Genomic DNA, 13,926 nt, shown 5'->3' with positions numbered 1-13,926 from the left:
TCCATACAAGTTTGCATTTCATGGCTACACCGCCATTGTTCAACTAGGGCTTAATTTTTGGCTTTGCAAACCAAACTAAGCCCTAATTATTACCTGCTTTTTTTAATTTCCTTAATTTCTCTAGAGCCAAGTTCCTTATCTTTTTACTGAGATCTGTACTTATGATTTCTTCTATAATTTCAGGAGAATTAGCCTTATCTATTATGACTTGAAGTAAAACATTCTCATTGTATTCTTTTGTGTAATCAATACACTTTTTGAGAACGTCATTTTTCAATCCTTCATTACTGATTTTTTTCTTGAGCTCTTCTCGTTGAATCAATTTAGTTGCCCAATTCCCAAACTTAGATAGTGCACTCTTAATTAATTCAAATTGGTAATCTGTGATTTGAGGACGAGTAAACAATTCTCTGAGTACAGAACCTGCCATTGCTTCATCAGGATCTTCAATTGTTAACTCAATGAAGTTTTCAACCTCTAAATCAGTTATTGAATCCTTTTGTTTTAACCAATTCTGAAATGTTCTGAAACGATAATGTTCAGGGTATTGATCTTCTTCATTATCGAATTCTTTAAGCTGATTAGTTAGGATTTCCTCTGTTAGCAATCCATACTTTAGCCATTTTTCAGTATATCCCAAATCTTTTAGCTCCATTTCAATCTATTGCAGGTAACGGTCTCGGCTATGAGTAGTTGCGTGGTTTAGTACTTAACTTTGCAAGTACGCACCAAACTGAAAATCCTCGCGGATTTTCAGAAGTAGGCGAGAACAAGCAATTACTTATAGCCATTGTTGAACAAAAGCTCCGCTAGCTAAAGACCTCCTATTCTTATATTTACATCTTAATTTAATTGTAAATTTTTAAGCTATTTCAGATAAAAAAAAGAGACGATAGTCGAAAAAACGAAACGTGTTGTTCCTGATTTTAAAAATATGTTTGATCAAATATATCAAAACATGATATTGAGTGGAAAATCTACTTCTAACTTTAATAACTACTTGAGAACCATCGCTAGCATCTCATTGTACTTTAATAAGGCATTCTTGAACTTTCCGATGATCAAATTAATGATTATCTCCTTCTCCTCAAAGAAAAATAAATTGAAACTTCCATTAGCCAAACATCATCGAATGGGAATGGATTAAAATCTCAATAGAAGAACTAGGTTATGATCCAAAAAAATATCCAGGCTGTGGTAAAAGAACGATGGCGATTATACCTAGAATTACTCATCAGCGTGCACCTCCAAAACCAAAAAGTGATGTGGTAGATACTCTAAATTAAATGCTTCTTTCTTCATTTTTTTGCTTATGAAATAAGCCTGGAAGGTTACACCCTAGACTTTCTAAAATGAGCTATTTTTAGCAAAAAAGAGAGGGGGTTTCTCCTAATAATTCAATTTTCGACAATAAAACGGAGAAAAGATAAAACAGTATCCACAAAAAAGACCTTCCGAGTAATCGAAAAGTCCATCCTAATTTTCTCCTACAAGTTTGCATTTCATGGCTACACCGCCATTGTTCAACTAGGGCTTAATTTTTGGCTTTGCAAACCAAACTAAGCCCTAATTATTAGCAAGCGTTATTTATACTTTTCTATAAAATCTACTACATCAGAATAAAATTCATCAGGTTTTTCATAATGTGGTGTATGACAACATTCTTCATATTGAATATTGTATTTATCTGCTTCTGGTGTTTGAAGCAACTGATACAACGAATCTGCAACTTGAAAAGGAACTGCCCCGTCTTCTTCCCCCCAAATTAATAAGGCAGGTTGAGTAATCTTTGTAGCTTCTTCCATATGGTCGTATCCTGCAGCAAAGTTTGTGTAATCATAACTATCTGTCCAAGAGAGTAGTTGAAATGGAGAAAAGAAATGTTTTTCTACTGATGAATAAGGGTTAAGAGAAGCTGCTAGTTCTGGATCATATAACCATTTCTCAAACCAACCAATAAATTCATATGGAGGATCATCTCCCTCATCTGGATAAGGGTTAGCATCCCACCAATCAATTACTTCTTGCCATTTTTCATCACCTGTTTCAACAAGCTTGATTTTTGCTGCCGGAACTTGCCAATCTCTTTTAAGTTCCATTTCCCATTTATCTTGCAGGGCACCATCAGAATCAATAAATCCATTAATATTTTTATTAAACCCTTCCCATCCTAAATATGCGAGTGTTAAACCACCTCCCCAGCTATGACCATAAATAAATTTAGATTTGGGAGAGTATTTATCTTCAATCAATGTGATTACTCTGTCAAGGTCAGTGATATGGTGCTGTATTGTGATTGTACCAGTAATAGGGTCTCCCATACTATTACCTGAAAATCTTTGGTCGTAATATACTAAAGCGTATTTTTCTTCTAAGTTTTTGAATGATGCAGACTCATGAAATGTATATGCAGATGAACCATAACCAGGGCCACCATGGTTACAAATAATAAATACACCAGAACTGACATTTCCAGTGACCCATATGGGTAAAACTGCACCATCTGATTTTAAGAATAATGTCTCTCCAGCAGTATTCCAATGTTCTGATTTTTCACATGAAAAAAGAAACGTTAATAGAGGGATTATGTAAAGCAACCTTTTCATAATTATTTTTCTGATTTTAAAAATTGAATAGAGTAACCTATTGCTAAACTATAATGGAATATATAACCATCATTTTCAGGTAACTGTAAAAATGCACTTGGTCTTAACCAAACGTAGTGTTTGAATTTATTTGATGTAAGTATATTATAACAAACATCTAGATTTATTGATGGCATGAAGTCAACTCCTGCGTAATTCGATTCTTTGGTCACATTATTGTTTTGGTCTACCGAATAAACCCCTAAGTCTGAATGATACCATGACATCATAATACCAACACCTCCACCCAATCCTATGGATAGTCCATTTTTCATGTTATACCTGATAGAGGGAGCTACTTCTATAAAAATTGCTTGTTCCCTTCTTTTATAAAAATAATAACCAAATCCAGCTCTGATAGGGAGACTAAATTTACTTTCCTTTTTTACTCCTAAATACTCTGATTGCAAATAAAATCCGGGGTGGGTAATTCGTTCACCATAATAACCTGCACCAAAGCTAAAGTTACTTGTTTCTGATTGTCCAAAAGAATAATTGGACATTGCGATAAAAATAAAAATAAAAAATAAAGCTAAGTTTCTCATTTCTTGATAATTAAAGTCTAGAGAAAATTACTCAAATATTTTATTTCTGCAAAATTTGTGAGGTTAAAAATCTTGCTATTTCGTTGAAATGCTTGCTAACATCAAATAAACACCATGGCGTATATCCAATAGTAAAAAAACACCTCCAACTCTACTTAAAAAATTAGTTTGCTAAAGAATAGTTGGAAGACTAAGCAAGGTAATTATTATGTATGAATTTTCAAGAAATAAATCTAACCTAATTTCATGCTACAACTCCATATCTCGTGCTTTACCGCCATTGTTCACCCAAGTACTAATTATTAGGATTGTTTGACATTTTCACCCCTTAATAGAACAAAATACACCTCTAATACATCAAATATGCTAGTATTTGAAAGATTTCTATCAATTTTCTATTTTCAAAACCAGTAATATTGTAATAGTTAATTCATAAAAAAGTACACGATATATTTAGTAAGACTAGCTAAACTACAAGCAATCAAAAAATTGAAGATTAATTTCATATCATTAAAAAGTAATTTTGAACATACCTTATTCAATTTTTGAGTAAGGTATTTATTTTTACTAAAAAACTAACACAGAACTGATAAATCAATCATCATCATTCTATCGAAAAAACTTAATTCATTTTTAAAGATTTCATGCTAATAAAGAGTGCTTTTTGTGTACATTTTACAATAAAAGAATAGCGAAATTAAGAATACATTGAAATGAATCCTTTTTACAGGGAACAATTTTTACCTACAAGTCCAGTACAAATAATTGAAATGAAAACGCTTGTAGAATTATTACTTAATTAACACACATAAGCTATGAAAAAGCTCTATTTACTCTTTATTCTGCAATTGCTTCTTTCCCCTATTCTGATGGCCACAGAAATCAATGAGGAATTGGAAGCGGAAAGTGCTAGTGTCACAGGAGACACTGAAGTACTGACAAGTGAAAATGCGTCAGATGGTTCTTTCTTGAGATTGAACAGCGCCGATCCAAATGGAGAAATGCAAGTCACCATAACAAACGTCCCATCGGCTGGCACTTACAAGCTAGAGTTGTATACCTTTAATGGTAATTCGTCAGTGAGTTTTGATCTAAAGATCAATAATGAAGCGACGACAAGTCAACAGTCAGCTCCTTCCAATTGGGCTTACGAGGGCTCTTCAAATCCGACTTTATTGGATGTTGATTTGAATGCAGGAACCAACACGATTACGATTACCTCACAAAGTTCAGCTTTTTTGATTGACAAATTGATCTTAAAAGAAAACTACAACATCTACTATTTTAGTGCCGACGGTAGTGATGCTAATGATGGTAGTCTAAATGCTCCTTTCCAAACTTTAGCCAAAGCGACAGCCGTTGCAGAACGTGCAAACAAAGGTGGTATTCTTCAACCTGGAGATAAAATGTTGTTCCGTAGAGGTGATACTTTTGAAGGACAATTCAACATTTTTACATCGGGAACAGCAAATGCTCCCATCGAAATTGGTAGTTATGGAGATGGTGAATTACCTATCCTTTCAGGCTCTGGAAATCTACCGGATGGCGATTATATTGAGACCATTAAAATGACCAATGTTAGTCATATCTTGATGAACAATCTTTGGATCAAAAATGACCGTCAAAACAAAGGAAATTTCACTTGGGGAACCAATACTTCTTATGGTATAAAGGTGATCGCCAACAAATGGGGTGGCGTATCTAAAAACTTGACCTTTAGAAATTTGAAGGTCACTGACATTTATGCTATCGACATGATTGACTGGGAAGGAAAATTTACCCTTGACTATTATAATGCGAAAGGTATTTTCTTTGATGCGGACAAAGATGATATCACGGTGACGCCTACTTTAGAAATTGGTATTGATGATGTTACGATTGAAGATTGTTATTTTTATAATTTAGGGTCAACCGCTATTAGTGTTCGTCATCTATCAAATATTGTCAATAATCCTATTGATGAAGAAGAAAGAAATCTTAATTATATTATCCGAAATAATCACTTTGAAAAATTAGGTGGAGATGGTGTCGTTCTTTCATCTGTTTGTAATGCCATTGTTGAAAAAAATACTTTTATCGACTTGGGTCAAGGTGAGAAAAACAATCAAAATGACCTTTTGTACGGTCGTGGTGAAGGATGCTGGATTTGGAATACACGTAATGTAGTTGTTCAATTCAACAAACAGTACAGAGCGAGAGGGTTTGGTGATACTTATGCTTCAGGTCACGTGGATTTCTACTGTAACAACTCTATCTTCCAATACAACTATAGTGAAGATACAGAAGGTGGTTTTGTGGAGATTTTAGGAGAATGTGAAAACACTACTTTCCGTTACAATGTCAGTAAAAATGACGGTTTTAGAGATCATCATGGTTACACAATTTGGGTTTCAGGCTATGTAGGTACAGATAAAACACCTGTTCGTTCCAACAATAACTATGTTTACAACAACACTATCCTTTTAGATAAAGCAGGATACAAACCAGATTTCTCCATTTTTGCTAAAAACACTTATATCTACAATAATGTATTTAAAGTGGCTGGAGGTGCTCAAATGGGTGCCGAAGAAGTAATGATTGATATCGCAAATGGAAGTGAGTTGATCGTTGACAATAATCTGTTCTATGGTGATGTAGCCAATGCTTTTAAGAATTTAGACAATAATAAAATAACGGGACAAGATCCTTTATTTCTAAACGAATCAGCTACAGATGAAAATGGATTTAAAGTGCAAGAAGGAAGTCCTGTTGTCAATGCAGGTAGAACTTTTCCTGAACCTTCTTTCCCAATGGCGGGACAAGGTATCTTTAAGAACTTTAGCCTTCATACGGCAACAGATTTTTATGGTAATCCAGTCGATATAAACAATTTAATTCCTAATATAGGTGCGGATAATAGCTTTAGTTTACAACTTCCAAATGATGCTATTCGGGTTGTAGGAATTTCTTTAAGTTCTACGGGAGAATCGTTGATGATGGATGAAACAGTCCAATTGACAGCAACTGTTTCTCCAAGTAATGCTTACAATACAGACATTTTTTGGTCATCAAGCGATGAAACAGTGGCAACTGTAGATGCGAATGGTTTGGTTACCGCTTTAGCAGACGGTGTTACAACAATAAAAGCCACTTCTGTAGATGGGAATTTTTCAGCAAGTGCTATAGTTTCAGTAGGAGTTGTTGAAGAAATCAACCTTGTGATCAATGGAAGTTTTGAAGATGGTCTCGTTTCACCTTGGAATTCATGGAATAATCCTCAGGAAACTTCCGATTCGTATGAAGGAGATATTGCCATGGCAATTACAACAAAAGGCTCTGTCAATCAATGGATCAATGTTGAACAAAACACAGACTATGTTTTATCTGCTTACATCAAAATAAGCAATACTTCAGATCGTGTAGTTCTCGGTATTAATGACGAAAACAATGATGCTATTGGACGTAAAGACATCTATACAGGCGTCTACAAGTATCATGAGGTAGAATTTAATTCAGGTAATAATTCGACAGTAAAAGTATTTACGTGGTTACCTCCAAACAATGGATCTACAGCTACTGTGGATAATATGAAGGTGATAAAGAAATCAACTGTTCCCGTCGCTGTTACAGGAGTTGATCTTTCTGCACAATCTGGGACACTACTTGTGGGTGAGACGATTACATTAGCGGAAGACATATTACCCAACAATGCTACCAATAAAAATGTCACTTGGAGTAGTGATAACTCAGCCGTCGCTACAGTATTTAATGGTGTGGTTACAGGTGAAGGTGTTGGTACAGCCAATATCACTGTAAGAACTGAAGACGGTAATTTCACTGCTTCAACAACTGTAACTGTAAGTCCATCGAGTATTGCAGCCTTCAAAAATGGTGATTTTGAAGATGACTTGAACCATTGGAATACATGGCAAAATGTAAGTACAACTACTTCAAGTGCTTATCAAGGTAAAACGATGGTATTAGACGGTGTGGCTTCTTGTAATCAAACAGTGACGGTGGAACCAAGTACTTCTTATGTTTTCACTGGTTATGCCAAAGTTGATAACCCTACTAGTGAAAGAGTTGTGATGGGTGTCAATGATGAAAATAAAATCGGAATGGCTTTCCAAAATATTACAAATACTTCTTACACTTATCATGAAGTTTTCTTTGAAACAGATAATGATCAAACGGAAGTAACTGTATATTTCTGGAGACCTTCAGGCGGTACGGGTAATGCATATATGGACAATGCAATGCTTTATGAAGTAGCAGCTTCTTCATCAAGAAAATTGACTAACCTTGACCTTCAAAATGAATTAGCAGAACTACTAGTCTATCCAAACCCATCTTCAGATCAAATCAATATTAAAATGAAAAATTCAGAAGGGGTAAAATCTCTTCAGGTTTTTGATATTGTAGGACAGTCGGTATTGACAACTTCATTTGAAAATAAAGTAAAGGTCTCAGTGAGTGATTTTTCTAAAGGGACTTACTTTATTATCGTGACAGACAACAATGGTTTACGAATTCCTAGCAAGTTTATCGTGAAATAATAAAGAACTTTTTATGCTAGATTAAGACAGGCAGTGTATCTCTCGGGATATGCTGCCTTGTTTATTTAAACACCTCACTAGCAATATAATAAACAATAACATACTCAATAATAATGTGGTCATCAATTTTCAACTCCTTAATTTTGTTACTCTTTGCTCATTCTGTGTCCATACTATATTCCAAAATTGACGTCCTTGAATAGATAGAAATGAATGAATGATATTATAACTAACAAATACTTTATATGCGTAAATTTATTTTACTAATTTACTGTACTTTATTAAGCTCCTTTTATTCCTATGGACAAGTAGATTTATCGAGCTTCCAACCCTACAATACACAAGGAGATAATCTTATTCACGTAGTCACTGCAGACTTTGATGCTGTAGGTGCAAAAGACTATGTCGTGGCACTTACTGTGGAAGGAAAATTAATTGCTTTCCAAAGACCTGATCGAATTACTTCTCCAGAAGCAGATAATCGTTTATGGGAATACAATGACCTCCCGAGTATGGGTATCCGAATTTTCGCAGAAGATTTCCTTGCTGCTCATAGTGGCGATGAAATCATACTTCCTGGGACAGATGGTCGCATCAGAATATTTTCAGGAACAGGTCAACTATTGATTGATAAACAAATCAGTACAGGGGCTTTGTATACTGCAACGGTTGGTCAAAATGATCAAGGTAAGAAAATATTAATGACATCAGGTGTGGATGGTCTTATCTATTTTCTTGATACAGAAGCTAACGTCCTATCAACCAAAAGACCTAAGACAGATAAGACGACTAAACTTGCAGGGGTTATTCGTCATTTAGTAGCAGGTGATTTTGATGGAGATGGTGATGATGAAGTTGTTTCCTTTATTAATAGAAAAGGTTTTGAAGGAAATTGCTTTATGGATATTACGGATCTATCTACTTTTCAAAGACCGGATTATTGGAAGGGTGAAAGTAATGAAATTGTAGACAATACAACACCCGGACTTGGTTTTACTGACAAGCAATTGCCTTTTGCCTATGATATGGATCAAGATGGTGACGAAGAGATTGTTGCACATTATGGCGTCTATCATCCAGAAGATGGTGTAGGTACAATGCTTTTTTCTACTATGATACAGGAAGAAGAAAAATTGACACTGGCAAAGTACAACAATTATGCACAGCAATATTTAAAAGACAACTTAGGTTTTAAGGACAAAGACAAAGAAAAACTAACCAATACAGGAAAATATTTAATGCAGCATGGTCTTCCAGGTAATTTTGATGCAGATGCTGAAACAGAGTTATTTACCTTATATGGTGATGATTTATTTGTTTCTGAATATAATAAAAATGAAAAGTCATTGTCTATTTCTACCTATACTTGGGCGCATTCTGATTATCATTTTATGGGAATTGCCAAATTGGAAGATAGAAATGGCGGACCGGACAAAGTAGTACTAGCTGGACCTATAACGGGTGATGATCATTTTTATGTGGTTGATATTACGGATCCTGCATGGAAAACACAAGCTAGAAAAATCAATGGCAGAGGTGTCTTGGGTGAAGTAAATACAAATCTTGATCAATTGACAGATGGAATCAATGCTTTTAAAGCAGAAGAGGATGACAATAGAGAACCTATTTGGTATGTCAGTTCAGCTTTTGGTGGATGGTTAGGTTGGGATATGACTGCCGCAAATTGTGAACAAAAGGCTCAGGACTCTTATGATCTAATGCAAGAATGGTATACTAAAATCGGGGGAAACAAAAATGTGAGATTGGCAATGACGATGAATTCAGCGATTTATGGTGAAACCACTCAAGATGAAAACCCCAAGATAACATTAGAAGGAATGATTGCCTTTTGTAAAGCTTTGGCAAAGAAAGGAGTATATTTTAGTTTAACGATAGGTCATGGAAATCACCCTTACATGACACCGGATTCTTTTGCCAAACTCTACGAGGCTTCTATTTTCAATGGGGAATGTTATATGACTGCAAGAACAAAGGAACTGAAAACCCCTGAATATTTTGATTTATATACTCCTCACCTTGACGCTATATTAGCCAAAGCAGAAGAGCTCGGTACAAAACCACCAATGGTAATGTTATGTGCTAAAGGAGCAATTGTGAGTGCCTTTTCTCAAGAGCAAGGCAATGCGTATTTTCCCAAGTACAAAGATATTTTAATTCCAGGTGTTGAAAACTCAAATGTTGGTGTGCAAGATTTAAGTATTCAAGAAAGGGCTGGTTTGTGGTTGAATGGTGATGTGAAAAATTGGGGTTGTAATGTGATTGGTGATAATATAGCCCCTAACAGAGTGGCAGAATGGGGAGGAATGAGGAATGCTCATCTAGTCTTAAAACAAATGCTTTCTCAATATGCATTAGGTGCACGTGTCTTTAGAATTACATCAGTCACAAGTCTGCAAAACCCTCTTCATATCAGGGGTGATGTTACTGGTGAAGATCAAGAATGGAGTCAAACGTATCAAAAAGGTGTATTGAACTTTCTAAGAATAGTTGAAAAAGGTATTTATCCTCATGCTCAAAACCCATCTGAGGTAAAAGGGGTGTCTCCAGTCGCGATTACTTTATATAATCGTTCAGATAGAATGAGAAACCAAAACTTGAAACATGATCATGACTTGTATACACCTGCATCTCAAGAATATGTGATCAATCAATTGGCTTGTTGGGATGGCTATACTGATGTCCCTGCTATTGATTTAACAGCTTACACCGCAAATGCAAAACGTCGCTGGGACAATCTTATTCCTTCTTCTGTGGGTGGATTTGTTGCCTTAGTGCCACATTGTGAAGCAAGTACGGTGGAAGAAAATGAATGGTGTTCCAAAGCTTTCCAAACCGATGGAGACAGCTGGGAAAACATGTCTTTGCAACAAGGTAAAGAGAATATCATCAATGCTTTATTAGAACACAGAGAAACACTTCCTTTTTACATAGAAGGAAATACATTTTGGCAAACTATTCAAAAAGATGAGGATAATGCTTTTTATATGATGGTCATGGACAATAGCTTTATTACACCAAAAGAAGGAAATTTCACTATTAAAGGAGGAAGTGCTTTAACAAAAACATATGAGGTAACGGATCAGATCACAGGTTCATCTTTAGGTACTCTATCTAGTAATTCGGGGAGTGTAGCGATCAATATTCCTAAAGGAAGTGTTCGTTTTTTGAAGATGACCGCTACTGATCAAGAAGAAGAGGAAGTGGGATTAAACGGTGATTTTGAACATCAACTTATCAATTGGGAAGTCACAGAAAATGTTAGTGCTACTAATCTGTCACATTATGGTCAATTTGCCGCATTAATTCATGGAAACGGCTCACTGATGCAAAAAAGAAAAGTAATGCCAAATACTTCTTATACTTTATCTGCTTTTGGTAGAATAGAGGAAAACGCGACAACATCACCCGTTTTAAGTATCAATGATGAGAATGGAAATCCATTGAACAGTTTGGTCATTTCTACCAATTCATACGCTGCTCATCAAGTCTTGTTTACGACTACTTCTTCTATGGATTCTGTCATTATAGAATATAAAAATGAAGGAGAATCACAGGCTTTTCTTGATGAAGTGGAAATGGAAGAAACTGTATTTATTCGTAACGTAGATTTTGCAAAAGAACTATTGGGTTGGGAGGTTTATGGTCAGGTTTCAGTGGATGATACGAAAGAGATTTTCTCTTCCAATGCATTAATGATTTCTGAAAAAGGTGGGGCTTCTCAATGGATCAAATTAGTACCGGCTACAACGTATGAGGTTACCTTCTCGACCTTGCTTGAGGACTCTACTTTACAAGCCAACTTTTATATTAAAGATAGCAATGAGAAGAACTACTTAAACCAAGCCATTAAAGAGCTCTCTCCTACTTCATACACATTAAAATTTACGACAAATGAACAGGAAGAAGATGCGAAAATTGGATTTTGGAGAGGAAAAAACGCAATGGGTAAAACATGGTTATATGATCTAAAAATTGTGGAATCTTCTACCAATCCAATTGAGCCAGAAGTACCGGAAGATCCAGAGCCTGAGGATCCCATTTTGAGCCTCGAAGAAGCTCTCTCTAAAGTGGTGATTTATCCCAATCCAGCGAAAGAATATGTACGGCTTCAAGTACCACAAAATTTAAAAATAGTAAGCGTTGAAGTTTATAATTTCCTAGGGCAAAAAGTCATAGCATCGTCAATAGTAGATGGACAGAAAATTAGCACTTCTACACTAACGAAAGGAAGTTATTGCCTTAAGCTTATGAATGAAAATGGTGGTACAGCAATCAAAAAATTAATCATTAAATAATCGATTATATCAGTAAGCCCCTTTGCTCTGTATTGAGAGGGGCATTTTCATCTAAATGCACAAATTCGTCAATTAAATGTTCATTTTCGCTGATTTCTGTTCATTTTTGAAGAAAATAGCCCATGCTATAATGTGATTTTTTAGGACCTTTACACTAGAAAAATATTGAAATAAAATGAATAGCAAGCTTCTTATCGTCTTCTCAATTTTATTGGGAACAACACTCAACGTATTCGCTCAAAAGAGCAATCAAAAACCTAATTTCGTAATCATTCTTGCTGATGACTTAGGCTATGCTGACGTAGGTTTTAATGGTAGTAAACAAATTCGTACACCTCATATTGATGCATTAGCAAAAAGTGGTATTCAGTTTACACAAGGTTATGTTTCTGCACCGGTATGCGGTCCTTCAAGAGCTGGACTAATTACGGGTAGAAATCAGGTGAATTTTGGGTTTGATAACAACCCAATTGTCGACCTTCCACAGTTTGATGAAAACTATGTAGGTGTACCTGTCGAAGAGGTTACCATTGCTGACCGTTTGGCTGACCTTGGCTATGTTAATGGCTTAGTCGGAAAGTGGCATCTTGGAGAAGCAGATCACTTCCATCCTACCAAACGTGGCTTCCATGAATTTTGGGGATACCGTGGTGGAGGACACAACTACCTTCCTACAAAACCAAATGGTGAGTCGTATCCTTACAGCATCGAATCCAACTACAAAAAACCTCAACCTATCACTTACATTACAGATGATAAAGGAGATGAATGTGTAGATTTTATCAAAAGACATAAAGACGAATCTTTCTTTTTGTTTGCTTCATTTAATGCCCCTCATGCACCACTCCAAGCGACAGAGGAAGATCTGAAATTATATTCAAATATCAAGGAAAGAAAAAGAAGAACGTATGCGGCTATGATTCACCGACTAGACATCAATGTGGGTAGAATTGTGGATGAATTAAAAGCACAAGGTCTTTATGAAAATACAGTAATCGTATTTTTAAGTGATAATGGAGGTCCAACAGATCATAATGCATCGATTAATGCCCCACTAAATGGTCAAAAAGGAATATTATTGGAAGGTGGTATCCGTGTTCCATTTGTGATTTCTTATCCTAAACATCTGAAAAAAGGGACTAAATATGATGCTCCTATCACTTCGATGGATTTAACACCAACTTTTGTTGCTCTTGCAGGTGGAGAAACTACTGAAAAAGATAACTTAGATGGTGTAAACATTTATCCTTATATCACAAAAGAAATCAAAGAAAACCCACATGAAACTATGATGTGGAGATTTACAATCAGTGCTGGTATTAGAAAGGGAAATTGGAAATTAATTCGTCTTCCAGATCGTTTACCAATGCTTTACAATATTGATAAAGACCCTTCTGAACAAAATGATGTCGCAGATGAAAACCGCGAACTAGTGGTTGAAATGCTAAAACAATTGGGTGATTGGGACATTACACGTCCTCAAATCCTTTACATGGAAGGCAACAAGTGGAGAAGAAATCAGGTAGATCTTTACGACAGAAAATATCAATTAGAACAACCTAGTTTGTAAAATCTCTGAGTTTTTCAATGAAAAAGAATTGACCTCATCGACTTTTAGACTATATCTAAGTTGATGAGGTCATTTTTTGTGGTGCGTGAGACGCTATAAAGAGCGTCTCTACAAGGGAATACTTTCAATTTATATTCTGCGCTTTTTTGGAAGGATAGCCAACCTCAAGTCCATGAATTTATGCATGGGAATACGGGTATTGGCGTTTTGCATTATGCATTATGCACTTTTCATTATTTGCTTGTGGTTTGGAGACACGATAAACCGTGCCTCTACAAACGTAGATTTCCCTATATAAAATACTAAGCCAACCTA

7 protein-coding genes are annotated in these 13,926 nt (G+C 35.5%); 4 read left to right on the top strand and 3 right to left on the bottom strand.

The genetic code is table 11. The features are described 5' to 3' along the window. Positions 1-82: 82 nt before the first annotated feature. Complete coding sequence (locus ACXAHM_RS25350; RefSeq protein WP_474966748.1) at positions 83-655, bottom strand: hypothetical protein; 573 nt, start codon at positions 653-655, stop codon at positions 83-85. A 279-nt stretch (positions 656-934) separates the two neighbouring features. Here ACXAHM_RS25350 and ACXAHM_RS25345 point away from each other — a divergent pair, with 279 nt between their 5' ends. Next, positions 935-1,147, top strand: a complete 213-nt coding sequence (locus ACXAHM_RS25345) for a hypothetical protein (RefSeq protein ID WP_474966746.1) — start codon at positions 935-937, stop codon at positions 1,145-1,147. Between the two features lie 436 nt (positions 1,148-1,583). On the opposite strand, the gene ACXAHM_RS25340 is transcribed toward ACXAHM_RS25345, so the two are convergent. Together ACXAHM_RS25340 and ACXAHM_RS25335 are read right to left on the bottom strand one after the other, a co-directional pair. After that, positions 1,584-2,606 carry an alpha/beta fold hydrolase gene (locus ACXAHM_RS25340; protein WP_474966744.1) on the bottom strand — a complete coding sequence of 341 codons (1,023 nt, stop codon included), beginning with the start codon at positions 2,604-2,606 and terminating at the stop codon, positions 1,584-1,586. 2 nt (positions 2,607-2,608) lie between these two features. Then, complete coding sequence (locus ACXAHM_RS25335) at positions 2,609-3,190, bottom strand: hypothetical protein (RefSeq protein WP_474966742.1); 582 nt, start codon at positions 3,188-3,190, stop codon at positions 2,609-2,611. Positions 3,191-4,005: 815 nt separating this feature from the next. Between ACXAHM_RS25335 and ACXAHM_RS25330 the strand changes: the two genes are divergently transcribed. From ACXAHM_RS25330 to ACXAHM_RS25320, 3 genes are all read left to right on the top strand, one after another. Next, positions 4,006-7,725, top strand: a complete 3,720-nt coding sequence (locus ACXAHM_RS25330) for an Ig-like domain-containing protein (RefSeq protein WP_474966740.1) — start codon at positions 4,006-4,008, stop codon at positions 7,723-7,725. Between the two features lie 245 nt (positions 7,726-7,970). After that, positions 7,971-12,041 carry a T9SS type A sorting domain-containing protein gene (locus ACXAHM_RS25325; protein ID WP_474966738.1) on the top strand — a complete coding sequence of 1,357 codons (4,071 nt, stop codon included), beginning with the start codon at positions 7,971-7,973 and terminating at the stop codon, positions 12,039-12,041. Positions 12,042-12,216: 175 nt separating this feature from the next. Then, a complete protein-coding gene (locus ACXAHM_RS25320) occupies positions 12,217-13,611 on the top strand; it encodes a sulfatase (protein WP_474966736.1) in 1,395 nt (464 codons plus the stop codon). The last annotated feature ends 315 nt before the right edge of the window (positions 13,612-13,926 follow it).

The organism is Flammeovirga sp. AWQ4_249 (assembly GCF_056161045.1).
The sequence above is the reverse complement of the archived record's forward strand: the minus strand, read 5'-3'. Positions and strand labels throughout refer to the sequence as shown.